This window comes from Erythrobacter oryzae, assembly GCF_030271515.1.
Taxonomy (GTDB): Bacteria; Pseudomonadota; Alphaproteobacteria; order Sphingomonadales; family Sphingomonadaceae; genus Erythrobacter; species Erythrobacter oryzae.
The window spans coordinates 265453-289855 of record NZ_JASCXI010000001.1 but is presented as its reverse complement, the minus strand read 5'-3'; the positions used below and the strand labels follow the sequence as shown (position 1 = coordinate 289855).

Below are 24403 nucleotides of genomic sequence, written 5' to 3'. Positions count from 1 at the left end.
GCAGGAAGGACCATTCCATGACCCAGCTCTCCCCCGCCGATCCGATCGTGATCCTCTCCTACGCCCGCACCCCGATGGGCGCGATGAAGGGCGCGCTGGCCGAGGTCGCCGCAACCGATCTCGGTGCCATCGCGGTCAAGGCCGCGGTCGAGCGCGCGGGCGTTGCGGGCGAGGATATCGACCGCGCCTATATGGGCTGCGTGCTGCCCGCCGGGCTCGGCCAAGCGCCCGCGCGTCAGGCGGCGATCAAGGCGGGGCTGCCGCTTTCGGTGCAGGCGACCACGGTCAACAAGGTCTGCGGCAGCGGCATGCAGACCGTGATCATGGGGGCCGAGGCCCTCGCCAGCGGCACGATCGACGTGGTGGTCGCAGGCGGCATGGAGAGCATGACCAATGCGCCTTACCTCATGAAGAAGCACCGCTCGGGCGCGCGCATGGGGCATGACACGGCCTATGACCACATGTTCCTCGACGGGCTGGAGGACGCCTACGAGCCCGGCCGCGCGATGGGCACCTTCGCGCAGGACACCGCCAACGCCTACCAGATGACCCGCGAGGAGATGGACGCCTACACCATCGAATCGCTCGCCCGCGCCAACGCGGCGATCGCCAGTGGCGCCTTCGCCGACGAGGTGGTGCCCGTCACCGTTTCGACCCGCGCGGGGGATGTCGTGGTCGAGCATGACGAGGCCCCCGGCAAGGGCCGCCCCGACAAGATCCCGCAGCTGAAGCCCGCCTTCGCCAAGGACGGGACGATCACCGCGGCGACCTCGTCGTCGATCTCGGACGGCGCGGCCGCTCTGGTGCTGACCCGCGCGAGCGTCGCCGGGGCCAAGGGGCTTGCCCCCGTTGCGCGCATCGTCGCCACCGCCGCACACGCGCAGGCCCCCGCGCAGTTCACCACCGCGCCGATCCCCGCGATCCAGAAGGTGCTCGAGCGTGCCGGGTGGAGCGTCGAGGATGTCGACCTGTTCGAAGTCAACGAAGCCTTCGCCTGCGTCGCGATGTTCGCGATGCGCGACCTCGGCATTCCGCACGAGAAGATCAACGTCAACGGCGGCGGCACCGCACTCGGCCACCCCATCGGCGCGAGCGGCGCGCGGATCATCGTGACGCTGATCGCCGCGCTGAAGGCCAAGGGGCTGAAGCGCGGCGTCGCCTCGCTGTGCATCGGCGGCGGGGAAGCGACTGCGGTCGCGGTCGAACTGGTCTGAGCCCAACCGCAGGCCGAGAGAGCTGAAGCAGGCTGCGGGGCGTGGGCCCCGTCGGGCCCGCGCCCCGCGGCTTCACTCCACCGGGCCGGGGGCGCGCTTTGCCATTGGCAAAGCGCGCCCCCGGCCCCCACAAACTTTGCTACTCGTCGCCCGGCAGGTCCTGCGAGCCCCACAGGCGCTCGGCGGCGATGAAGCCCTTGCGGCCTTCGATGTCGACCTCGCACCACCCGGCCTTGCACTTCTTCATCCGCGCGATCACCCCCGGCTCTGCGCGCCACTTGATCGCGGAAGCCGGGTCCGCGGCGGCGCGCACCTCGGCAAGGCCTGTGCCGATCACCATCCCGCCGCGCGCGGGATCGAGCTGGCTCGCCGAGACCCAGCCCTGCGTGCCCTCGTGATCCTCGACGAGGCGCCAGCCCTCGCGGATGCGCACCACCTTCACCGGCAGGCCCTTGCGCAGATAGACCCAGGAGACCGGATATTCCGCGCTCGGCCCCACGCGCATGTTGACCTTCTTGTAGCGCAGCGCCGCCCAATAGGGCAGCACCCGGTCCTGCGCGGCGAGCGGCACGGCAAAGGCGCCGATGGCGAGCACCAGCCCCAGCACACAAGCGATGATCTGGCGGAATCCCTGCATTCCTTAGGCGATACCCCCATCCGCCTCGCGGATTCAAGCCGCGCGTTGCGATCCGCGCCTTGACCGCCAAGGGTTTGAAGGATTAGCCCACGGGCCATGACCCAGCGCCCTTCCCGCCCGCTCGCCAGCCCGCCGCGCGTGATCGTCACCCGCCACCTGATGCCGGGGGTCGAGGCACGGATGCGCGAGCTGTTCGATGTCGTTCTGAACGAGAGCGATACGCCGCTCACCCGCGATGAGCTGGCGGCTGCGATGCAGGATTGCGACGTGCTGGTGCCGACCGTGACCGACAAGATCGACGCCGATCTGATCGCGGGCGCAGGCGAGCGCCTTGGCCTCATCGCCAGCTTCGGCGCGGGCACAGAGCATATTGACCTCGCCGCTGCGGCGTCGCGAAAGATCATCGTGACCAACACGCCCGGCGTCTTCACCGACGACACCGCCGACCTTGCGATGGCCGGGATCATCGGCGTGCCGCGCCGCATCCGCGAGGGCACCGCGCTGGTGCGCCGCGGCGAGTGGACCGGTTGGGCGCCCTCGGGGCTGCTGGGCAGGAAGCTCGCAGGCAAGGTGCTCGGCATCGTCGGCATGGGCCGCATTGGCCAGGCGGTCGCCCACCGCGCGCGCGCCTTCGGGCTCGAGATCGCCTACACCAACCGCAAGCAGCTGCCCGAGGCGCTTGAGCGGATGCTCGGCGCGCGCTATGTCGCGGACGTCGACACGCTGATGGCCGAGGCCGACATTCTCACGCTCCACTGCCCGCTCACCGACGAGACCCGTCACATGGTCGACGCGCGCCGCATCGCGCTGATGAAGCCCGGCAGCTCCATCGTGAACACCGCGCGCGGGGAGCTGATCGATCAGGAGGCGCTGATCGCCGCGCTCGAATCGGGCCACCTCGCGGGCGCCGGGCTCGACGTCTACCCTAACGAGCCCCATGTCGATGCGCGCCTCATCGCCCACCCCAATGTCATGACCCTCCCCCACATCGGCAGCGCGACGGCCGAGGGCCGCGAGGATTCGGGCCACAAGGTGATCGCCAACATCCGCATGTGGGCCGACGGGCACCGCCCGCCCGATCAGGTGCTGACCGCGCTGATCTGAGGAGTACAGCACGATGCGAGCCCTGCGTCTGCTTGCGATCATCCCCGCGACGGCACTCATCGGAGCCGCTCCGCCGATCCCGCGCGAAACCAGGCCCGGCGAAGGCGTTCTGTGCATTGGCACTTTCATCTACTTCGTCGAGAAGACCGGCAGAATGTGCCGACCGGGCGAGGATGAAGAGTTTCAGCAGCGGATAGGCGGCTACGCCAAGAGATTTGACGAATACATCATTCGCAATTCGGGCGGTTCGTCCGCGGCCCTCGAGACGTTCAAGAACGGGCAGAACCTCGATAGCGACGACCGGGGCTATATCTGCGAAGGCGACGTCGCGCGGAGCTACGACGCGTTCATCAAGATCCCTCGCGAAGAACTGAACAAGGCCGTCGACGAAATTCTTTCGCGCGACGGCCCCCCCTCGTTCGGTGACTGCGTCTAGCGCGCCAGCCAGTCTCCCAGCTCGGTCACCACTCGCGCGACAGCAGGCCGGGTCGAGGCAAGCGCGAAGTGCGAGAACGGCATTTCCACCTCGGCATCGCGCTCATGCGGCAGGCCGCGCGCGGCGGCAGGCGCGATCACGCCGTCCTTCCGCGACCAGAGCGCAATCGTGGGCACCGGGGGCTTCACCGCCGGATCGTCCGGCAACGGCGGCGCATCGACCTTGTGGTCGTTGATCGCCTCGTAGAGCCGCCAGGCATTGTTCGCGCGCCGGTCACCCGAGAAGGGCGTGCCCAATGTCATCACCAGCTCTACCAGATCGGGGTGCCGCTGCGCCAGCACCCGGGCGTAGAGCCCGCCGAGGCTCCACCCGACAATCGCGACCTTGCGCTGCTCGGCCTCGGCGACCTCAGCAAGCCGGTCGAGCGCGCGCGAAAGCACCTTGGTCTGGATGCCGGTCAGGAAGCCCATCTTTGACGCGTAACTGCGGTATCCCGTCACATCGAGCGTGCGGCGCAGCAGCGCGGTGGCGCTGTCGCTCGAGAGGATGCCGGGGATCACCAGCACCGGCTGCCCCGCCCCGTCCCGCGCGCCCGCCACAGGCTGCGCCCGGCGCAGCGGCGCGAGCGCGATCGGCACGGTGATCGGCAGCTCGCGAACCCAGAGCGAGAGCGGCGGCGGGGCGTGATCGTTCATCCCCGCGCTCTAGCGCTGTGCGCTGTCGCCGGCAAACTGCGACACCGCGGCCGACTTTATGCCCTCGATTTCCGCCGCAAGCCGACGGTTGGGGTGATCGCCGCAGAACCCTTCCAGCTCGCGCGTGCCTGACGGCTCGACAACCTCGGCCAGATAGCCGGGCCCGTCCGTGCAGACGATGATGACTTCATCGCCGCGGCTATCGATCACCGTCGGCGAAACGAGAGGAGCCGACAGGGCCGCTTCGAACGACTTCCGCAGCCGATCGAACTGCTCCCGCGGTATGTCCGAATAGGCACTGAGCATCTCGATCCAGCCTGCTTCCGGATGGCCATCAAGGATCACGACCCGTACCGCAGCGACCTGGCCGTTATAAGGGCGGATCGAGACCTCATAGCCGACGCCGCCCAGTGCTGGCTGCGAGGAGAACCGGAGCATCACGTCTCCCGGATCACGGACCTCGCTCGGCTCGAAACACTTCGCAAAGCTTGCTGGCTTCGCCAGCGGCGCGTTTTCTGCTGTCGTGCGCTCCGTAATGCGCCTGATGCACTGCGCCATTGGTGTTGCGGGCTTGGCCTCGTAATCTTCAGCTTCAACAGGCTGCGCCGCAGCAGCATGGGAGAGCAGCGCCGCGAAGCCGGCAGCCGCGAGTTTCATGCAAACATGATCGGCGCAGCGCATCGCAACTCCCGCTCGTTCAATCCCCCGTCAAAATCCGCTCGACCAGCTCGCCCACGCTCGGGGTGTAGCCGTTCGAGAAGAAGGGGTCGGTCTTGAAGCGGTAGGCGGCGTGGCCTGCGAAGGCGAGGTTGTTGTCGGGGTCGTCGCCGTGAGCGATGTCCTGGAGGGTCTTCTGGATGCAGAAGCTGCGCGGATCGGCCAAGCGCCCGGTGGTGTAATCGTCGTGGTCCTTCCACGCCGAGAAGCCGCAATGCGACAGGCAGCCCATGCAGTCCTGCTGGTCCTTGCGGATCGTGTCGCGCGCCTCGGGCGTCACGAAGACGATCGTGCCCTCGGGGGTCTTGAGCGGCTCGGTGTGCCCGGCGCGCATCCACATTTCGGCGCGGGTCTTGTCCTCGGGGCGCACCCAGAAGCTCCTCGCCTTGCCGTCCTCGCCGAGCTGCACCGTGCCCTCTTCCTCGCCCCGCTTGAAGAACGGGATCTGGCGCTCCGAGCGGTGCATCAGGTCGTAGAGGAACGGGGTCTTGACCGCGCTCGAATAGAAGCCGGTGGGCGAGAACTTGTGGAGCAGGACGTCGCCCGGCTCGACGGTGCGGAGCATGTCCTTCCAGATCTGCGGGATCGGGCTCTCCTGCGTCAGCAAAGGCCGCGTGCCGAACTGGAAGGCGATTTTCCCGAGCTCGGGATTGTCGATCCAGTTTTCCCACTCGCGCAGATACCACACGCCGCCCGCCATCACGATCGGCACGTCGTCCGAGACGCCCTCGGCGCGCATCGTCTCGCGCAGCACCTTGACGCGGGGGTACGGGTCCTCGGGCTTGGTCGGATCCTCGGCGTTGCTGAGGCCATTGTGCCCGCCCGCCAGCCACGGGTCCTCATAGACCACCGCCGCCATCAGCTCGGCGACCTTGTGATAGCTCCGCTTCCACAGCGCACGAAACGCGCGGCCCGAGCTGACGATGGGCAAGTAATTGACGTTGAAGCGCGCCGCGATCTCGGCGAGCTTGTAGGGCATCCCCGCCCCGCAGGTGACGCCCGTCACGAGGCCCCGGGTGCGTTCGAGCACGCCTTCGAGCACGGCCTGCGCCCCGCCCATTTCCCACAGCACGTTGATGTTGATCGCGCCCTTGCCGTTCGCGATCTCGTAGGCCTTCTTGACCTGCGTCGTGGCGCCTTCGATGGCGTAGCGGATCAGCTCCTGGTGGCGCTCCTCGCGGGTGCGGCCGTGGTAGATCTGGGGGATGACGTTGCCATCGTCGTCATAGCTGTCGGCGTTGACCGCGCTCACCGTGCCGATCCCGCCGGCGGCCGCCCATGCACCCGAACTGGCGTGGTTGGTTGCCGACACGCCCTTGCCGCCCTCGACCAGCGGCCACACTTCGCGCCCGCCGTATACGATCGGGCTCAGTCCCTTGAACAATGAAGATCCCCTCTGCGCCCCAGCGGCGCGGTATATTGAATTCTTGCCATAGTGCGCACTGCCCCGCTGGGCAACCTCGGTGGCTGCGCGGCGTCAGCCGGCATCGCAGACCTTGATCTTGTCCGGCGCGGTGCGTTCGCGGCCGCGCTCGAAGCGGGCGAAATAGCCCTTGATGTCGGGCCGCTCGATGTATTCGACGAGGACATAGCCCACCGCCTCGAACTCGCAGAACAGCACGGTGTGCGGCAGGCCGTGGCGGCCGACGGGGCTGTCGCTCTCGACCACCACGATCTGCCCGCCATTGCCCAGCGCGGGCCACAGGTTCCACAGGAAGGCATAGGGCTCGGTCACCTCGTGGTACATGTGCACCATGAAGATCCGGTCGAAGCTGTCGGGCGGCAGCTGCGGGTTGTCGATGCCGCCGAGCTTGATCGAGATGTTCTCGAGCCGCTCGCGCTCCACCCGTCGCCCGAGCCGGTCGAGGGCCTCGCGGCTGATGTCCTGCGCCAGCACGCGGCCATCGGCGCCGACGCGCTCGGCGAGGCGTACGGTGTAATAGCCCTCGCCCGCGCCGATATCGGCGACGGTCATGCCCGGGCGCAGGTCGGCAAGGTCCATCACCACCTGCGCCTCGTTGCGCTCGTCACGCGCGTCCTCGTTGGAGAACTGGGTCGAGACGACGGCAGCGACCGGGCGGTCGGGCGCGGGGAACTTGAGTGCACTCTCGGGACGGTCCGAGGCGGCGGGCGCGATCGCGTCGCACCCCGCCAGCAGACCTGCGCCGAGCAGGGCGGCAGCGGGGATCATCGCAAGCCGCAAACGCGCCATGGCCTACTCCACGTCCTCGATCTCGACCTTCTCGCCCGTCACGCGTTGTGCCAGCGCGGCCGAGATGAAGGGATCGATCGCGCCGTCGAGCACCGCGTCGGGCGAGGTCGAGACCACCCCGGTGCGCAGGTCCTTGACCATCTGGTAGGGCTGCAAGACGTAGGAGCGGATCTGGTGGCCCCATCCGATGTCGCTCTTGGCCGAGTGTTCGGCGCTCGCGGCTTCCTCGCGCGCGCGCATTTCGGCCTCGTAGAGCCGCGCCTTGAGCATGTTCATCGCGATTTCGCGGTTCTTGTGCTGGCTGCGGTCCTGCTGGCTCGCGACGACGATGCCGGTCGGCTGGTGAGTGATGCGCACCGCCGAATCGGTGGTGTTGACGTGCTGCCCGCCCGCACCCGAGGCCCGATAGGTGTCGATCTTGAGGTCGGCCGGGTTGATGTCGATCTCGAAGGTATCGTCGATCACCGGGAAGACCCACACGCTCGAGAACGAGGTGTGCCGCCGCGCCGAGCTGTCATAGGGGCTGATGCGGACGAGGCGGTGGACGCCGCTTTCGGTCTTGGCATAGCCATAGGCGCCGTCGCCCTTGATCAGCAGCGTCGCCGACTTGATCCCGGCCTGCTCGCCCGCCTGATATTCGACCGTCTCGACCTTGAACCCGCGCCGCTCGGCCCAGCGGCCATACATGCGGAAGAGCATTTCGGCCCAGTCCTGGCTCTCGGTCCCGCCCGCGCCGGCGTGGATTTCGAGATAGGTGTCGTTGCCGTCCGCCTCACCCGAAAGCAGCGCCTGGACCTTGTCGGCATCGGCCCGGTCGGCGAGCGCGGCGAGCGTGGCGAGGCCATCCTCGACGATCGCCTCCTCGCCCTCGGCCTCGCCCATCTCGATGAACTCGATCGCGTCGGCCATTTCGGCCTCGATTTCACGCACCGTGTTGACCGCCGTTTCGAGCGTCTTCTGCTCGCGGCTGATCGCCTGCGCCTGCTTGGGGTTGTCCCACAGGTTCGGGTCCTGCACGCGAGCGTTCAACTCGTCCAGGCGCCGCAGCGCGCGCTCCCAGTCGAGCGACAGGCGCACCAGCGCGAGGGCCGCTTCGATCCGGTTGATGTAGCCTTGGGCCTCGGCCCGCATCGGTCAGTCCTTCGTGGCGAAAAGCATCAATGAGGCCGACGCGCTTAGCGTGGGCGGCGCGATTGTAAAGCGCCTGCGCCGCGCGCGCTACTTGGCGAGGGCCCGCACCGCGGCGAGCGTCTTGGCGACATGATCGCGGTAGTCGGCGTTGGAATGCACCGCGACGATCCGGCCATCGCGGGCGATGACGTAGGAAGTGCGCCGCGTCATCCCCGAAGCCATCGCGACGTCATAGGCCTTGGCGATCGCGGGCGAAGCGACGCCGACCGGGAAGGCATCGCGGCATTCCTTGCGGCTGAAATCCTTTAGCGTGGCGATATCGTCGGCCGACATGCCGATCACGCTCGCACCCGCCGCCTTGAACTGCGGCATGGCCTCGGCAAAGGCATTGGCCTCGAGCGTGCACCCTTGCGTGAAGGCCTTGGGGTAGAAATAGAGCACCACCGGCCCCTTGGCGAGCGCGGCCTTGAGGCTGAAGCCGAACTCCTTGCCCGCGAGTGCGGCGCGGGTGGTGAAGAGCGGGGCCTTGGCGCTCTCCTTCAATTCGGCCGAGGCGGTGGTGACAGCGAGGGCGGCAAGCGCCAGTGCGGCGGAGGCGGAGCGGATGAAGCGGTTCATGCCCTCCCCAACCCGTGAAGCTGCCCGCCGGTTCCGCCGCAGATCAGTCAATTCCGCCTTCCTCGACGAAATTGCCCTCATCCGCCGGCGCATCGGTCACCGCGGCCGCCGCGCTCTGGCGACCGGCGCGGATCAGCGCGAGGATCTCGTTGCGCTTGGCGAGAATCGCGTCCTGCCGCGTGTAGCGCTCGGGCTCGGTATCGGGCTTGAAGGCCTCCCAGATGATCGCCGACTTGGGATCGTCGGTCGGCCAGCCATCGAACACGCGCTTGCCCGAGCGGCGGTCGATCCGCACCATGCGCACGCCGGTGGGCGCGACGGGCGGGAGATCGGACCACTTGGGCTTGGTCTTCTCGATCAGGCTCTTGATGATCGGCGCGGAGATCGTGCCGCCATAGGCATAGCCGCCCATGTTGCGCGGCTGGTCGAAGCCCACATAGGCGCCCGCGATCATCTGCTGCGTGCCGCCGATGAACCACACATCCTTGGGGCCGGTGGTGGTGCCGGTCTTGCCGAACAGCGGCAGGCCAAGCGAGTTGAGCACGGTCGCCGTGCCGCGGCTCACCGCGCCGCGCAGCATGTGCATCACCTGAAACGCGGTGCGCGCGTCCATCGCCTGCGTGCCCATGACGCCAAAGCGCGGCATCGGCTTGCCGTCCCACTTCGCCATGTTGCACCCGCGGCACTCGCGCGCGTCGGCCCGCCACAGCACCTTGCCGCGGCGGTCCTGCACATAGTCGATCAGCGTCGGCGGGTTGAGCCGGCCGTGGTTCGCCAGCGCCGAATAGGCCGCGACCATCTTGACGAGCGTCGTCTCCCCTGCCCCCAGCGCGGTCGAGGGATAGGGCGGGAACTTGCCGATCCCGAGCTTCTCGATCTCCTTGACCACGTTGGGCATGCCTGCGGTCATCCCGATCTGCACGGTCATGATGTTCTGCGACTGCTCGAGGCCGTAGCGCATCGGGTGCTGCCCGCCGCTGCCCGAGCCGCGGATGCACTTCTCGCCGAGGTTCGCGCCCTGATAATAGCAGAAGCGCGAGTTATCGACCTGGGTCGAGGGGGTCATCCCGTTGTCGAGCCCGGCGGCATAGACGAAGGGCTTGATGGTCGAGCCCGGCTGGCGGTTGGCCTGCGTCGCGCGGTTGAAGTCCGACAGGCGGTTGTCGAAGCCGCCCTGCATCGCCAGCACGCGGCCGGTCTGCGCCTGCTCGACCACCAGCGCGCCCTGCGCCTCGGGAATGGTGCGCACGGCAAAGCCGTTGCCCGATGGCGAAGCGGCGATCACGTCGCCGGCCTTGAGATTGTTGGGCAGCCCGATCAGCGGCGCTTCGGAGCCATCGGCAAAGCCGATCCGCGCACTCTGCCCGCTGCGCTGCGTGACGACGCCGACGCGCCAGTCCTTGTAGCTGATGCCCAATGGCGAGGATTGCAGCTGGCCCGCCCAGTTGCCTTCCGAAAGGTCGAGCGTCGCGATCGGCCCGGCCCAGGCGCGACCGCCGTGATAGCGCAGCAGCCCTTCGCGCAGGGCATCGCGCGCGGCGGTCTGCATCTGGGGATCGAGGCTGGTGCGCACCCACAGCCCGCCGGCATAGACCGAGTTCGGCCCCTTCTCCGCGGTCTCGCCGAAGCGGGTGATGAGCTCGCGGCGCACTTCCTCGAGGAAATAGCCCGCGTCCACGCTGCGCTCGCGCCGCTGGGTCACGAGGCCCAAGGGCTGCGCGGCTGCCGCGCGGCGCTCCGAGCCGGTGATGAAGCCGTTTTTCTCCATCTGGTCGAGCACGAAATTGCGCCGCTCGAGCGCGGCTGCTTCCTGCCCTTTCCGCCCATAACGCTCGGGCGCCTTGGGCAGGATCGCGAGGAAGGCCATCTCGTGGAGCTGGAGCTGGTCGACGTCCTTGTCGAAATAGGCGCGCGCGGCCGCCTGCACCCCGAAGGAGCGGCGGCCGAGCGGGATTTCGTTGAGGTAAAGCTCGAGGATCTCCTGCTTGGTCAGCACCTGCTCGATGCGGCCGGCAAGGATCATTTCCTTAAGCTTGCGGGTCACCGAATATTCGTCGCCCAAGAGCAGGTTCTTGGCGACCTGCTGGGTGATGGTCGACCCGCCCACCGCGCGCTCGCCCGAACCGGCCTTGCGCGCATAGTCGAACACCGCATTGGCCGTGCCGAGGAAATCGACGCCGCCGTGGCTGAAGAAGGTCTTGTCCTCGGCGGCGAGATAGGCCTCGATCAGCTTCTGCGGAAAGTCCGCATATTGCAGCTGCACCCGCCGCTCGCGCGCATAGGAATGGACGATCTCGCCATCGATCCCGCGCACCACGGTCGGCAGCGGGGTTTCGTAGGTGAGGAGCTGCTCGGCCTCGGGCAGGTCGCTTGCCAGCCACACGAAGACCGCGATCCACAATGCGAGGAACGCCCCGAAGGCGATCGCGGCAAGCCGGAACAGCCGGCTCTGCTTCCAGCGCGCGCCGAACCAAGCGAGGCCTGCGCCGATGTCGCGATTGACGCGGTAGCGCAGGTAGGCCCAGGTGGAAAGCTGGCCGTCGGGGGGAGTGGTCTCGGTCATGGACGGCGCGCAACTAGCACGCAGACCCTCGGGAAGGCTAGCGCCATTGCGACCCTATTCCCCGCCTGTGGGCGCGCCCTTGGGCGCAGCTTGCACCGCCTCGGCGCGGCGCGCGAAATGGACCCGGATCGCGCGCGCCAGCACCCCGGCATAGCGCGCCCGGCCCTCCGCCGTGGTGAGCACCGCGCGGTCCTTCTGGTTGGTGACGAAGCCGCTTTCGAACAGCACCGAGGGAACGTCCGGCGCACGCAAGACCGCGAGCGCGGCCGAGCGGCGCGGCTGGGGGACGAAGGCGAGCGCGCTCTGGCCCTCGCGCAGCACCAGGCCGGCGAAGGCCAGCGCGTCCTCCTGCGTGCGCTGCTGCGACAGCTCGACGAGGATCGCGCTGACATTTGCGCTGGCGCCTTCGATGGTGATGCCATTGAGGCGGTCGGCATCATTCTCGCGCGCGGCAAAACGCGCCGCCGCCTCGCTCGAAGCCTCGTCGGAGAGCGTGTAGATGCTCGCCCCGCTCACCGTGTCGTTGGCGCCGCCTGCGCTGTCGGCGTGAATCGAGATGAACAGATCGGCCTCGAGCAGCCTGGCGATCTCGGGACGGTGGGGGAGCGGCAGGATGCGATCATCGGCGCGGGTCAGGGCGACGCGGATGCCGCCCTGCTTCAGCAATTCGTCACGCAGTGCGAGCGCGATGGCGAGGGTGATGGCCTTCTCCTCGAACCGCTTGCCGGCCTCATCCTTGCCGACCGCGCCCGGATCGCGCCCGCCGTGCCCGGCATCGATCACCACCAGCGGGCGCGAGGGATCGTCCGGCCCTTCGACCTTGGGCAGTTCGAGCGGCGGCGCGGCCTCGCCCTCGAAGGGGAAATGGAGCACATAGTCGCGCCCCCAGATCGGCACCGGGATCACCAGCCCCAGCGCCTTCGCCCCGCCCAGCAATGCTGCGGGCACGAAGAGAACGATCAGCAGGAGCGTGCGGTAACTCATTGCGCCTTGCGGCTTACGTTCTTGTCACGGGCAAACGCAATAGAGTTGCGGGGCCCGCCCCACAATGCTAGCACTGCTTTCACAGGGGCCGGATAAGAGCGCAACCCGCGCATTCCGCCCGCCCCTTGCTCCGGGCGACCGATATTCTTCGCACCCGGTCCAATACAGGTTGATGCAGTGACAGATCGCTTTTCCCGGACAACAAGCACCCAGCGCGCCCTGCGCCTGCGTGCGGTCACGGGAGAAGGCGCGGCGCCGTGCCGCACGCTCGCCATTGCAGACACGAGCTTCGCGCCGGGCGCCGACTTCGGCCCTCACAGCGCGATTATCCCTTCCGGCAAGGCCCTCGGGCGCGCCGGTTCACCACAATATGCGCGCCCCCTTTACGACCGCTCGCGGTCAAGGCCGGGCGCATGGAGACATTTCAATGGCAACGCGCATGCTTATCGATGCGCGCCACCCGGAAGAAACCCGGGTGGCGGTTCTGCAAGGCAACCGGATTGAGGAATTCGACTTTGAATCTGCCGAACACAAGCAGATCAAGGGCAATATCTATCTCGCCAAGGTAACCCGGGTCGAGCCCTCGCTGCAGGCGGCTTTCGTCGACTTCGGCGGCAATCGTCACGGCTTCCTCGCCTTCAGCGAAATCCACCCCGATTACTACCAGATCCCCAAGGCGGATCGCGACGCGCTGCTGGCTGAAGAAGCCGAGGCCGCCGAGGAAGAAGAGCGCCTGCGCGCCGAAGAGGAAGACGAGGGCATCTCGCCCGGCGCCGAATATGACGCCGAGGACGAAAGCGGCGAAGCGCTCGCCGAGGACTTTGCCGAGAACGGCGTCGAGGAAGTCGACACCTCCGACAAGGACGATGTCGCCACCATCGAAGGCGGGGCCTCGGACGAGGAAGAGGGCTCGGACGACGAGAACGGCGAGAACGAGGGCGAAGAAGCCGCCGAGGACAGCGAAGGGGCTGAGGAACGTCGCGGCCGTGGCCGTGGTCGCCGCCGTCAGGGCAAGGGTGAAAAGGGCGGCGACGGCAAGGGCCGCAGCCGTGCCAAGCAGGTCGACGAAGTGCGCGCCAAGCGCATGGCGCTGCGCCGCCGCTACAAGATCCAGGACGTCATCCAGCGCCGCCAGGTGCTGCTGGTGCAAGTGGTCAAGGAAGAGCGCGGCAACAAGGGCGCGGCGCTGACCACCTACCTCAGCCTCGCGGGCCGCTACACCGTGCTGATGCCGAACTCGTCGCATGGCGGCGGGATCAGCCGCAAGATCAGCTCGACCAGCGATCGCAAGCGGCTGAAGGAGATGGTCTCGGACCTCAAGCTCCCCAAGACCATGGGCCTGATCGTCCGCACCGCCGGCATGAGCCGCACCAAGCCCGAGATCAAGCGCGACTTCGACTACCTCGCCCGCGTGTGGGACGAGATCCGCGAGAACACCCTCGCCTCGGTCGCACCCGCGCTGATCCACTCGGACAGCGACCTCATCAAGCGCGCGATCCGCGACATCTACAACAAGGAAATCGAGGAAGTCGTCGTCGAGGGCGAGGAAGGCTACAAGTCGGCCAAGGCCTTCATGAAGCTCCTCATGCCCAGCCACGCGCGGCGGGTGAAGGCCTATTCGGACCCCGTGCCCCTGTTCCAGCGCTATGGCGCCGAGGACCAGCTGCGCGCGATGTATGATCCGATGGTGCAGCTCAAGAGCGGCGGCTATCTCATCATCAACCCGACCGAGGCGCTGGTGTCGATCGACATCAACTCCGGCCGCTCCACCAAGGAGCACGGGATCGAGGCGACCGCGCTCCACACCAACCTCGAAGCCGCGCGCGAAATCGCCCGCCAGCTGCGCCTGCGCGACATGGCCGGCCTCGTCGTCATCGACTTCATCGACATGGAGTACCCCTCCAACGTCCGCAAGGTCGAAAAGGCGATGAAGGACGCGCTAAAGAACGACCGCGCGCGCATCCAGGTCGGCCGCATCAGCTCCTTCGGCCTGATGGAAATGAGCCGCCAGCGCCTGCGCACCGGGGTGCTCGAAGCGACCACCCGCGCCTGCCCGCATTGCGACGGCACGGGCCTTGTGCGCACCGCCTCGTCGGCGGGGCTCTCGGCGCTGCGCCTGATCGAGGACGAGGCGGCGCGCGGCAAGGGCACGCTGATCCGCCTGGGCGCCAGCACCGAGGCGGCGATCTACCTCCTCAACGAAAAGCGCGCCGACCTCGTCGAGATCGAGCAGCGCTACGGCGTCAGCGTCGAAGTCGTGCCCGAGGGTGAGCAGGAAGGCGCCAAGATGAGCGTCTCGAGCTCCGGCCCGCGCCCCTCGCAGGCGCCGAAGTTCGAACCGATCATCGACGATGACGACGACGATCTGCCCGAGGAAGAGGAAGATTTCGCCGAGGACGAGGCTGATGAGCGCGAAGAGCGCCCGGCCCGCCGCGAGCGCGCCGACAACGACGATGAAGGCGCGGGTCGCAAGAAGAAGCGCCGCCGTCGGCGCGGCGGCCGCAACCGCAACCGCGAGCGCGAGGACGGCGAAGCCGGTGACGAGCGTGACGAGCGTGACGAGGACGGTGGCGACGAGGCCGGTGATGACGCCGGTGACGCCGCCAATGAGACGGATCGCGGCGAAGGCTCGGTCGGCGAAGATGGCGAAGCGCGTCCCAAGAAGCGCCGCCGCCGCGGCGGTCGCGGTCGCAAGCGCCGCGAGGGCGATGCGCCCGAAGGTGGCGACGAGGCTCAGGGCGATGACGGCGATGCCGTGAGCGGCGATGAAGCCGAGGCCGAGGCTCCCGCCGAAGCCGAGGCTCCGGTCGCCGAAGCGGAAGCCGAAGCGCCCGCCGAGGAAGCCCCCGCCGAAAAGCCCAAGCGCGTCCGCGCGCCGCGCAAGAAGAAGGTGGAAGAGCCGGTCGCGGAAGAAGTCCCCGCCGAACTCGCACCCGAACTCGCCGCCGAGGCCTCCGATGCGGCTGCTGCCGAAGAGGAAGCCCCGGCCGAAAAGCCCAAGCGCAAGCGCGCTCCGCGCAAAGCCAAGGTGGCCGACGCCGAGCCCGCTGAAACCGCCGAGGTGAGCGAACCGGCTCCGGCTGAGGAAGCCCCCGCGGCCGATGCGTCGACCGAGGCCGAAACCAAGCCGCGCCGCGGCTGGTGGCAGCGGACCTTCGGCGAGTAAGGTTCGGAACGAACATGAAAGAAGGGCGGGACAGAGCGATCTGTCCCGCCCTTTTCTTTTTCTGTCAGCCCGGGCCCACCCCTAACCCCTCCCGCAAGCGGGAGGGGGACTGGTGGCGCCAACCTCGCCTCCCGCTTGCGGGAGGGGTCGGGGGTGGGCCTCCTCGGCCGCCCGACTAACCGACCTTCCGCGCCACACCCCACTCCATCCACCCGGCAAAGCGCGGGGCTTTGGGCGCGTAGCCCTCCCCCAGCGGCTCGACCGCGAAACCCGCGCCCGCCAGCGCCCCCGCGATCGGCCGGGTCAGGTGGCACCCGCCCGCAAGCCGCTTCCAGACCGGCTCGATCCGGCCCTGCCACGCGCGGACCCCGGGGTCGGGGGCAAGGCCGTGCTCGAGGAACAGCAGCTCGCCGCCCGGGCGCAGGATGCGGCGCATCTCGCGCATCACCTGCGCGGGGTTATCGACCGAGCACAGCGTGAAGGTGCACACCACGCAGTCGAAGCGCGCGTCCTCGAAAGGGATCGCCTCACCCCGCCCCGCGCGCAGGTCCGCCGCCCAGCCCTTCTCCCGCGCCGCCGCGCGCGCGCCGTCGAGCAGGCCTTCGTGCGGGTCGATCCCGGCGTAGGAGGTGATCGCGGCGGCTTCGTAGAATTCGTGGTTGATCCCGCCCCCGCAGCCCAGTTCGAACACGTCGCCCCGCGCCCGTGGCACCACCGCCGCGCGGCGCTTCATGATCTGGCCTTGCGAGCAGGCGCAGGTGATGAGGCGCGGCATGATCTTCGCCTCGTACCAGCTTGCCAGTCCCATTCCCGCTCTCCCCTCTTTCCCGCTGGCGCAATGCGTGGCACGTTGCGGCGCAATTGCCAAACCGGCTTTCTGGGAGGGATGCCGCCATGACCACGACCAACCCCGGGACCAACCCCGGCGCCGCCCCCTCGGGCACCCGCTTCCGCTTTCATCCGAGCCTGTGGCTGTGTGCGGCGATGCTGTTCGCCTTCCCGCTGCTCGGCATGGCGATGAGCAATGAGGTCAAGTGGGGCCTCGAGGATTTCGCCGCGATGGCGCTGCTGCTCGCGCTGCTGTGCGGCGCGATCGAGGCCGCGATCCACTTCCTCGACGCGCCGCGCTGGCGGATCGGCGGGATCATGCTGGCGGTGCTGCTGTTCCTGACGGTCTGGGCGCACCTTGCGGTCGGGATCTTCTAGGCGGGCACCTCGTCCCCGCGGAAATCGAACACGCGCCCCGATTGCGCGGGGCCGAGGCGTGACAGCACACCCAGCAGGTTCGCCGCCGCCACCTCGGGCGCGGTCAACTGCCCCTCGGCCAGCCCCGACTGGAACGGGGCTGACAGCGCGGAATCGACCGTGCCGGGATGCAGGCCGACGATCACGCTCTCGGGATGGGTGCGCGCCATCTCCAGCGCGAAGTTGCGGATCAGCATATTCAGCGCCGCCTTGGACGCCCGATAGGAATGCCACCCGCCGAGCCGGTTGTCGCTGATCGAGCCCACACGGGCCGACAATGCGGCAAAGGTGAAGGCCTGCCCGCGCGGCATCAGCGGCAGCATGTGCTTGGCAATCATCGCGGGGCCGATGGTGTTGAGCGCGAAGACCTGCGCCATCGTGCCGGCCTCGAGCCGCTTGTAGGATCGCTCGGGCCCCGTGCCGTCGGCAAGCGTCAGCACACCGGTCGCGACGATCACCCATTCGGGCGGCTGAGCGCGCATCATCGCGGCGGCAGCGGCAATGCTCGCCTCGTCCTCCAGATCGAAGGAAAAGCCATGGAAGGCAGCACCTTGCGGCGCGCTGCCACTCCGCGATCCGGCATAGATCCGCTCGCACCCCGCCGCCGCGAGTCCCTCGCACAGCGCCCGCCCGATCCCCCCGCTCGCGCCGAAAACGCAGGCCGTGGCGGGCACATGAATTGGGGTCTGTCCTACATCGTCCATGGGGCATAAAGTGCGCCCATGGCCTTGTGGTTCCGCCCTTTTTCGCAGCCCTCTCGCGCCCCTGCGGCGGGCCCTGCGGGGCGGGAGAGATTTTCGCCCCTGGACAGTGTCTCATGTGTCTCCAACACCGCGGTGCTGAGCCGCGCTCAACCCCTGTGCGAAAGCCTGCAACAACTGACAGTCACCCCCCGCTTGCGCAGCGCCGGGATGGCGTTAAGTAGGGGGCGCAAAGCGTAACCGGGATCACGTAATGGCGACCTTCACTCTCCCCAAGAACTCCAAAGTCAACGGCCCTGGCAAGGTGCACAAGGCCACCGGCGGCTCCCGCGTGAAGTCGTTCAAGATCTACCGCTACGATCCCGACAGCGGCCAGAACCCGCGTTACGACAAGTTCGAGATCAACCTCGACGAATGCGGCCCGATGGTCCTCGACGCCCTGTTCAAGATCAAGAACGAGATCGACCCGACGCTGACCTTCCGCCGCTCGTGCCGCGAGGGGATCTGCGGGTCGTGCTCGATGAACATGAACGGCAAGAACGGCCTCGCCTGCACCACCGCGATCGAAGACCTGAAGGGCGAGATCCGCATCACCCCGCTGCCGCACATGGACGTGATCAAGGACCTGGTGCCGGACTTCACCCATTTCTACGCCCAGTATGCGAGCATCCGCCCCTGGCTCCAGACCGTCTCGCCCACGCCGAGCGGCAAGGAGCGCCTCCAGTCGCCCGAACAGCGCGAGAAGCTCGACGGGCTCTACGAGTGCATCCTGTGCGCCTGCTGCTCGACCTCGTGCCCGTCCTATTGGTGGAACAGCGACAAGTTCCTCGGCCCCGCGATCCTCTTGCAGGCCTATCGCTGGCTCGCCGACAGCCGCGACGAGATGACGGGCGAGCGGCTCGATGACCTCGAGGACCCGTTCCGTCTCTACCGCTGCCACACCATCATGAACTGCGCGAACGTGTGCCCCAAGGGCCTCAGCCCCGCCAAGGCGATCGCGGAGACCAAGAAGATGATGGCAGAGCGCGCGATCTGATCGTGAGCTTCAAGGACGACGTCTTCGAGCACGGGCCGGACCCGGACAATCCCGGCTGGCACCACTGGAACCTCAAGGACGAAACGCTGTTCAACGGCGCGGTGATGGGCAAGCTCATCACCCGCGTCGACGATGACGGGAAGGCGCGCCTGCGCATGTTCCCCGAGCGCAAGCACCTGAACCTTCAGGGAATCATCCACGGCGCGGTGACGCTGGCGCTGATCGACATCGCGCTCTTCGTGACGATGCACCGGATCGGCACCGGCAATGCGGGCCCCTCGGTGACGCTCGAGCTCTCGAGCCAGTTCGTCGGCGGCGGCGATGGCAGCCGCCCGCTCGATGCCGTGACCGAGATCGTGCGCGAGACCGGCAAGCTGGTCTTCATCCGCGGGATGGTGGTGCAGGACGATGATGTGGTCGCGAGCTTCTCGGGGATAGTGCGCAAGATGCAGCCGCGGGGCTGACGCTATGCCCGGCCTCCTCGCCCGCTATGACGCGCTGATCGCCAGCGGCGAATTGCGCGCCGACTCCGACCAGCGCGTCGCGGCCGAGCGGCTAGCGCGGTTGCAGGACGAACTGGAGGCGCCGCCGCCCCCGCCCGGCCTGTTCGGCAAGCTGTTTGGAAAGCCGCCCGCGCCCGAGCCGCGCGGGGTCTATCTGTGGGGCGGCGTCGGGCGCGGCAAGTCGATGCTGATGGACCTCTTCGTCGAGACCCTCGGCATCGAGCGCAAGCGGCGCGTCCACTTCCACGCCTTCATGCTCGAGCTCGACCGGCACCTCACCGAAGCGCGCAAGGCCGAGCAGCGTGACCCGCTGCTGCACGTCGCGCAGGCGATGGCGCAGGAGGTGCGCTGCCTCGCCTTCGACGAGATGGTGGTGAACAACACCGCCGATGCGGCCATCATGGGCCGCTTCTTCACCGCGCTCATGGAGGCCGGAACGGTGGTCGTCACCACCTCCAACCGGCCCCCGCGCGATCTTTACAAGGACGGCCTCAACCGCTCGCTGTTCCTGCCCTTCATCGACCTTGTAACGCGCGAGATGGACGTCCTCAGCCTCAACGGGCCGGTCGACTACCGCCTCGACCGCATCGGCGGGCTCGCCATGTGGCATTCCCCGATCGGCGAGGCTGCGACCGAACAGGTGCGCGAGGCCTTCTTCCGCCTCACCGACTTTGCGCCAGAGGACGCCGCCAATGTGCCGACCGGCGCGCTCGACCTCGGCGGCGGGCGGACGCTGCACGTGCCCAAGAGCCTCAAGGGCGTCGGCGTGTTCAGCTTCAAGAAGCTGTGCGCCGAGAACCGCGGCGCGGCGGACTACCTCGCAATTGCGCGGGCGTTCCACACCGTGATCCTCGTCGGCATCCCGAGGATGGGGCCGGAGAACCGCAACGAGGCGATCCGCTTCACCAAGCTGATCGACGCGCTCTACGAGCACCGCGTGAAGCTGTTCGTCACCGCCGCCGCGCTGCCTGAGGAGCTCTATCAGGCGGGCGACGGCGCCTTCGAATTCGAGCGCACAGTGAGCCGCCTCAACGAAATGCAGAGCGAGGACTACATGGCGTTAGGCCACGGGGTGGAAGATTAGAGCGTTTTCCTACACGCTCCGGCGGCGCTATGATCGGCGGCGTTCTTTGGCATTGTGAGGGCTGCAGGCAGCGGGTGGGAGCGCATGAAACGCGCCGTACAGTGTGAACTTCGCTTTTGCCGCGCAAGATTATGATAATGCGCGGCAATTCCTGTAGGATTGCGCAATTTGCAATGTGAACTTTGTGAACTTCGAATATCGTAATTCGATAAAGATCGGCGCGCAGCGCTCTAACCGCTCACCCCCAGCTGGTTCAGCGACTTCTCCAGCATCAGGAGCTGCCACAGGGTCCGCGAATGGTCGGCGCGGGCTGCGATATGCGCCTCGGCCAGCGCGGAGATGGCTTCGGGGCGGAAGAACCCCGTCTGGGCGAGGCTGCCGCGCGCGATCCCCCGCGAAGCGTCAGCGAGCGGCCCCCTCAGCCACTCGGCGATGGGCGTCACAAAACCCTGCTTGGGGCGGTAAAGGATATCGTGCGGCAGGTAGCGCTCGAGGCTCTTCTTGAGCAGGTGCTTGCCGGTCGATCCCCGCACCCGCAGCCCCTCGGGCAGACGCGCGGCGAATTCGACGAGGCGGTGGTCGAGCAAAGGCTCGCGCGCTTCAAGGCTCACCGCCATGCTGGTGCGGTCGACCTTGGTGAGGATGTCGCCGGGCATCCAGAACATGAGGTCGGCATATTGCGCCCGGTCGAGGCCCGAGCGGCCCGGCGCGCTGCGCATCAGCGCAATCAGCTCGTCCTCGGCACGGAAGCCGTCGAGGCTGGCGGCGAAGGCGTCGGAATAGAGCGCCCGGCGCGCCTCGGGCAGGGTCACCGAGAGGCCGCGGGCATAGCCCTCCTCCCCGCTCTCGGCGAGCGCGAGCAGGGTTGCCTTGGCGCGCAAGGGGCGCGGTGCCCAGTCGGCCTTGGGCCAGGCGCGGCCGAGGGCTCCAAAGAGCGGGGCACGCAGGCCCGCAGGCAGAATGCCGCGGGCGCGTTCCTCGTGATGGTGGAACACCTGACGGCGGTATCCCGCGAAGGCCTCGTCCGCCCCGTCGCCCGAGAGCGCCACCGTCACCCGCTCCCGCGCCAGCTGGCACACGCGCCATGTGGGGAGCGCCGAGGCGTCGGCGAAGGGCTCGTCGAACATCGCGGCAAGGGCATCGATGGCGGCGAAATCATCGGTGGCGACGATCCGTTCGGCATGGTCCGCGCCGAGTTTGGCCGCGACCTGACGGGCGTAGGAGGTCTCGTCATAGGCCGCGACATCGAAGCCGATCGAGCAGGTCTGCACCGGCTGGCTGCTCGCCTCGGCCATCAGCGCCACCACGCCCGAGCTGTCGACCCCGCCCGAGAGGAAGGCGCCCAGCGGCACGTCGGCGACCATGCGCGAGCGCACGCCCTCGCGCAGCAGGTGGACGAGCTGGGCGGAGAGATCGGCTTCGCTTCCGCGCTCGCGCTCGGTGAAGGATATGTCCCACCAGCGCTGCGGACGACCGGGGGCCTTGCCCTGCTCCAGCAGCCAGAAGTGGCCGGCGGGCAGCTTCTCGACGCCTGCCAGCAGGGAGTGCGTGTCGGGCACATAGCCCCAGGCCATATAGGCCTCGATGGCTTGCGGGTTGACGCGGCGGCGCAGCAGCGGATGAGCGAGGAGCCCCTTCAGCTCCGAGGCGAAGGCGATGCTCCCGTCCGAAAGGTGGGCGAGGAACAGCGGCTTCACCCCGAACCGGTCGCGGGCGAGGAACAGGCGGCGGGTGGCAAGGTCGAAGATCGCGAAGGCGAACATCCCGTCGAGGCGTTGGAGGCAATCGGGGCCCCACTTCTGCCACGCCGCAAGGATCACCTCGGTGTCGCCATTGGTGCGGAAGGCGAAGCCGGCCTGCTCCAGCTCGCGGCGCAGTTCGCGGAAGTTGTAGATCTCGCCGTTGAAGACGATCACCGCCCGGCCATCGGCGGCGTGCATCGGCTGGGGGGAGCCCGCGACGTCGATGATCGAGAGGCGGCGGTGGCCGAGGCCGACGCCGTGGTCGGTCCACACCCCCGCTCCGTCTGGGCCCCGATGCGCGAGCGCGTCGCACATCCGCACGACCCGCGCGGGGTCGACCGGCTTGGGCGTCTCGGCATGGAAGATCCCGGCAATCCCGCACATCGTCTTGGGGGCCTAGAGCAGGAGCGAGAGCGCGGCAACGCCCGCCAGCGCGATGATCGCGGCAGCAGCGCTTCCCGGCGCAAAGCTGTGGGCTTCGAGGCGGCGGACCCAGCCCCAGTTCTCGATCGCGGCGAGCGGCCAGCCATAGTCCTCCGGCTCGCGCTCGACGAAGCGCCACGCCGCACCGAGCAGGACCGCAATGATGATGGCGAAGAACACCCAGCCATAGACGATGTGGTCGAACCCGGTCGCCTTCTCGGCCCCGACATATTGCGCGACGTAGATGGTCGCAAAGGCCCGCACTCCGTTGGCGAGCACGGGCACGATGACGCAGGCGGCCATGAAGGCCGCACGGGTGCGCCAGCGGGTGAAGCGGGTCGCGCACACCAGCACGCCCAGCGTCACCATCGCGATCAGGAATTTGACGCCCGAACATGCCTCGGCGACCACGAACAGCCCGGCGGGGGTGTCGATATAGATGCCCTCGATCCGCGCCGGAATACCGCTCGCATGGGTGAGCGCGATGGCGATCTCGGCGGTGATGCTCTGGAGCGGCGGGATGATCTCGTCGCCGAAGGGCACGAGGAAGGCGGCAAAGGCGATGGGGAGCGCGAGGACGATTGCCACGCGCAGGCCGAGGATGGTGATCGCGGCGGCTTGCAAGGCGCCCACCGCACCGGCCTGCGCGACAAGGTTGATCCCCAGCCCTTCGCCCGCCCGCCACAGGGTGAGGCCTGCGGCGACGCCGATAAGTCCGGGCAGGAAAGGCTGCGGGGCGAGGCGCGCCAGCGCCTCCTCCTTCAGCGCCACCAGCCAGGCGATGATGAGGGGCACGAGCAGCAGGTGATTATAGGTGTCGATGTTCCACCACTGGTGCGCCATCGCGCTCCAAGCGCCGAGGCAGGCGAGCACCAGCGCGAGCGCCGCGGCCGCCAGTGTGGCGAGCGGCGCGCGCCACGCGGCGGGCAGGCGCTTTGGTTCGCGCGGGACGGGGAATGCGGCGGCCTCAGGCGGCATGGCGGCGGCCCTCCCCGCGCCCGCCGATGAGCTCGCCAAGCGGAGCGAGCATCGCCTCCCATCCGTGGTGGAGCAGCACGAAGTCGCGCGCGGCGGCGCCGATGCGGCTCGCCGCGGCAGGATTGGCGAGAAGGTCGGTGATATGCGCGGCCATGACCTCGGGGTCGGGCGGCGCAATCAGCCAGTGTTCGCCGTTCTCCGCCGCGATCCCGGTCGCGGCCTCGGTGGTGAGCACCACCGGCCGCGCCATTGCCATTGCCTCGAGCACCTTGTTCTGCACCCCGCGCGCGATCAGCAGCGGGGCGAGCACGGCGTCGGCGGCGGCGATGAAGGGGCGCACGTCGGGCACCGCGCCCCACACCCGCACCCCCGGCGCGCCGTCCTCGGCCATCAACGCACGGGTGGGATTGCGCCCGACGACATGAAAGCTCGCCCCCGGATGGCGCGCGCGCAGACGCGGCAGCAGCGCCTCGATCACCCACAGCGCAGCCTGCTCGTTGGGGCGATAGTCCATCTGGCCGGTGAAGACGAAATGGGGCCCCGCCGTCGCGGCGAGTTCGGGGTGGGGGCTAGCGAGCGCCGGGTCGAAGAAGGCCGCGTCGATGCCGTTGCCGATCACCCGCACGTTGACCGCATCGGGCGCGTCGAGGCGGCTGCGGTAGAGCGCCACTTCGGCCTCGGAGATCAGGATGGCCGCGTCCGCCTGCCGCCCGAGCCGCTCTTCTTCGCGCGCCAGCAACCGCGCCTCACGCGCGTAGAGCCACTTGCGCTCGCCCGCCGCCGCGTAGGCTTCGAACTTCGCGCTGTCGACATCGCACAGGTCGATCACCACTGGCCCGGCGAAGTCATCGGGCACATATTGCCCCATCTGTCCCGAGAAGACGACGATCGCCTCGATCCCCTCGCGCACGATGGTCTCGCGCACCCAGCGGGCGAGCTTGGCGGAATGGAAGGCAGTAAGGCTCACCGGCTTGCCCGAAAGCACCGCCTCCACCCCGGCGAGCGGCAGCGGCTTGGTGCGCGGAGCCACACACCGCGAAGCCGCGACAGCGGCGAGCGCCCCCTCGGCCGCATCATCGCCCTCGCCGAAGCAGCCGACATGGACGGGCCCCAGCCTCGCCAGCGCCTTCAGCAGATGGTGCGAGCGGATGCGGTCGCCGCGGTCGGGCGGGAACGGCACGCGGTGGGCGAGGAACAGGATGCCGGGCATCGGA

Annotated in this window: 22 protein-coding genes; 8 read left to right on the top strand and 14 right to left on the bottom strand. The window is 68.3% G+C overall.

Annotation, left to right across the window (positions count from 1 at the left end; translation table 11 throughout):
- The first annotated feature begins 17 nt into the window (after positions 1–17).
- Positions 18–1214, top strand: a complete 1197-nt coding sequence (locus PFX90_RS01440; protein ID WP_285709706.1) for a thiolase family protein — start codon at positions 18–20, stop codon at positions 1212–1214.
- Between the two features lie 139 nt (positions 1215–1353).
- Here the strand turns inward: PFX90_RS01440 and PFX90_RS01435 are convergent, their stop codons facing one another.
- A complete protein-coding gene (locus PFX90_RS01435) occupies positions 1354–1851 on the bottom strand; it encodes an SH3 domain-containing protein (RefSeq protein ID WP_285709705.1) in 498 nt (165 codons plus the stop codon).
- 96 nt (positions 1852–1947) lie between these two features.
- Here PFX90_RS01435 and PFX90_RS01430 point away from each other — a divergent pair, with 96 nt between their 5' ends.
- Positions 1948–2955, top strand: coding sequence for a 2-hydroxyacid dehydrogenase (locus PFX90_RS01430; protein ID WP_285709703.1), 1008 nt, complete (start codon positions 1948–1950; stop codon positions 2953–2955).
- A 13-nt stretch (positions 2956–2968) separates the two neighbouring features.
- Entirely contained in the window at positions 2969–3391 is a 423-nt protein-coding gene (locus PFX90_RS01425) for a hypothetical protein (RefSeq protein ID WP_285709700.1), read from the top strand.
- Here PFX90_RS01425 and PFX90_RS01420 read toward each other — a convergent pair.
- From PFX90_RS01420 to PFX90_RS01385, 8 genes are all read right to left on the bottom strand, one after another.
- Complete coding sequence (locus tag PFX90_RS01420) at positions 3388–4086, bottom strand: alpha/beta fold hydrolase (protein WP_285709698.1); 699 nt, start codon at positions 4084–4086, stop codon at positions 3388–3390. The two genes, PFX90_RS01425 and PFX90_RS01420, sit on opposite strands and share 4 nt — an antisense overlap.
- Positions 4087–4095: 9 nt before the next feature.
- Positions 4096–4743 (bottom strand): hypothetical protein, encoded by a 648-nt coding sequence (locus tag PFX90_RS01415; RefSeq protein ID WP_285709695.1) that lies wholly within the window; start codon positions 4741–4743, stop codon positions 4096–4098.
- A 40-nt stretch (positions 4744–4783) separates the two neighbouring features.
- The gene (locus PFX90_RS01410) at positions 4784–6187 is read right to left on the bottom strand and encodes an NAD(P)H-dependent flavin oxidoreductase (RefSeq protein WP_285709693.1); all 1404 of its coding nucleotides are present in this window, start codon (positions 6185–6187) and stop codon (positions 4784–4786) included.
- 93 nt (positions 6188–6280) lie between these two features.
- Positions 6281–7015 carry a class I SAM-dependent methyltransferase gene (locus PFX90_RS01405; protein WP_285709690.1) on the bottom strand — a complete coding sequence of 245 codons (735 nt, stop codon included), beginning with the start codon at positions 7013–7015 and terminating at the stop codon, positions 6281–6283.
- Between the two features lie 3 nt (positions 7016–7018).
- Positions 7019–8146 carry a peptide chain release factor 2 gene (gene prfB / locus PFX90_RS01400; protein WP_285709687.1) on the bottom strand — a complete coding sequence of 376 codons (1128 nt, stop codon included), beginning with the start codon at positions 8144–8146 and terminating at the stop codon, positions 7019–7021.
- Between the two features lie 87 nt (positions 8147–8233).
- Positions 8234–8764, bottom strand: coding sequence for a peroxiredoxin (locus tag PFX90_RS01395; RefSeq protein WP_285709683.1), 531 nt, complete (start codon positions 8762–8764; stop codon positions 8234–8236).
- Positions 8765–8807: 43 nt separating this feature from the next.
- The gene (locus PFX90_RS01390) at positions 8808–11327 is read right to left on the bottom strand and encodes a penicillin-binding protein 1A (RefSeq protein WP_285709682.1); all 2520 of its coding nucleotides are present in this window, start codon (positions 11325–11327) and stop codon (positions 8808–8810) included.
- 54 nt (positions 11328–11381) lie between these two features.
- A complete protein-coding gene (locus tag PFX90_RS01385) occupies positions 11382–12311 on the bottom strand; it encodes an N-acetylmuramoyl-L-alanine amidase family protein (RefSeq protein ID WP_285709680.1) in 930 nt (309 codons plus the stop codon).
- 427 nt (positions 12312–12738) lie between these two features.
- Between PFX90_RS01385 and PFX90_RS01380 the strand changes: the two genes are divergently transcribed.
- Entirely contained in the window at positions 12739–15477 is a 2739-nt protein-coding gene (locus PFX90_RS01380) for an Rne/Rng family ribonuclease (RefSeq protein ID WP_285709678.1), read from the top strand.
- A 175-nt stretch (positions 15478–15652) separates the two neighbouring features.
- On the opposite strand, the gene PFX90_RS01375 is transcribed toward PFX90_RS01380, so the two are convergent.
- Positions 15653–16285, bottom strand: coding sequence for a class I SAM-dependent methyltransferase (locus tag PFX90_RS01375; RefSeq protein WP_285709675.1), 633 nt, complete (start codon positions 16283–16285; stop codon positions 15653–15655).
- An 86-nt stretch (positions 16286–16371) separates the two neighbouring features.
- Here PFX90_RS01375 and PFX90_RS01370 point away from each other — a divergent pair, with 86 nt between their 5' ends.
- On the top strand, positions 16372–16683 hold the full coding sequence (locus tag PFX90_RS01370) for a hypothetical protein (protein WP_285709673.1): 312 nt from the start codon (positions 16372–16374) through the stop codon (positions 16681–16683).
- On the opposite strand, the gene PFX90_RS01365 is transcribed toward PFX90_RS01370, so the two are convergent.
- Complete coding sequence (locus PFX90_RS01365) at positions 16680–17426, bottom strand: SDR family NAD(P)-dependent oxidoreductase (RefSeq protein WP_285709671.1); 747 nt, start codon at positions 17424–17426, stop codon at positions 16680–16682. The two genes, PFX90_RS01370 and PFX90_RS01365, sit on opposite strands and share 4 nt — an antisense overlap.
- Before the next feature lie 250 nt (positions 17427–17676).
- On the opposite strand from PFX90_RS01365, the gene PFX90_RS01360 reads away from it, so the two are divergent.
- From PFX90_RS01360 to zapE, 3 genes are read left to right on the top strand one after another with little or no spacing between them, the layout of a single operon-like run.
- Positions 17677–18459: a succinate dehydrogenase iron-sulfur subunit gene (locus PFX90_RS01360; protein WP_285709668.1), complete on the top strand. Its 783-nt coding sequence runs from the start codon at positions 17677–17679 to the stop codon at positions 18457–18459.
- 2 nt (positions 18460–18461) lie between these two features.
- Entirely contained in the window at positions 18462–18923 is a 462-nt protein-coding gene (locus tag PFX90_RS01355; protein WP_285709666.1) for a PaaI family thioesterase, read from the top strand.
- Between the two features lie 4 nt (positions 18924–18927).
- Positions 18928–20046 (top strand): cell division protein ZapE, encoded by a 1119-nt coding sequence (zapE, locus tag PFX90_RS01350; RefSeq protein WP_285709664.1) that lies wholly within the window; start codon positions 18928–18930, stop codon positions 20044–20046.
- 230 nt (positions 20047–20276) lie between these two features.
- Here the strand turns inward: zapE and PFX90_RS01345 are convergent, their stop codons facing one another.
- The 3 genes from PFX90_RS01345 to PFX90_RS01335 are packed head-to-tail and all read right to left on the bottom strand — an operon-like array spanning position 20277 to position 24399.
- On the bottom strand, positions 20277–22172 hold the full coding sequence (locus PFX90_RS01345) for an XrtA/PEP-CTERM system amidotransferase (RefSeq protein WP_285709662.1): 1896 nt from the start codon (positions 22170–22172) through the stop codon (positions 20277–20279).
- A 12-nt stretch (positions 22173–22184) separates the two neighbouring features.
- Positions 22185–23189: an exosortase A gene (gene xrtA, locus PFX90_RS01340; protein WP_285709659.1), complete on the bottom strand. Its 1005-nt coding sequence runs from the start codon at positions 23187–23189 to the stop codon at positions 22185–22187.
- Complete coding sequence (locus tag PFX90_RS01335; protein WP_285709658.1) at positions 23179–24399, bottom strand: TIGR03087 family PEP-CTERM/XrtA system glycosyltransferase; 1221 nt, start codon at positions 24397–24399, stop codon at positions 23179–23181. The genes xrtA and PFX90_RS01335 overlap by 11 nt, the downstream gene beginning before the upstream one ends.
- Positions 24400–24403 lie beyond the last annotated feature (4 nt).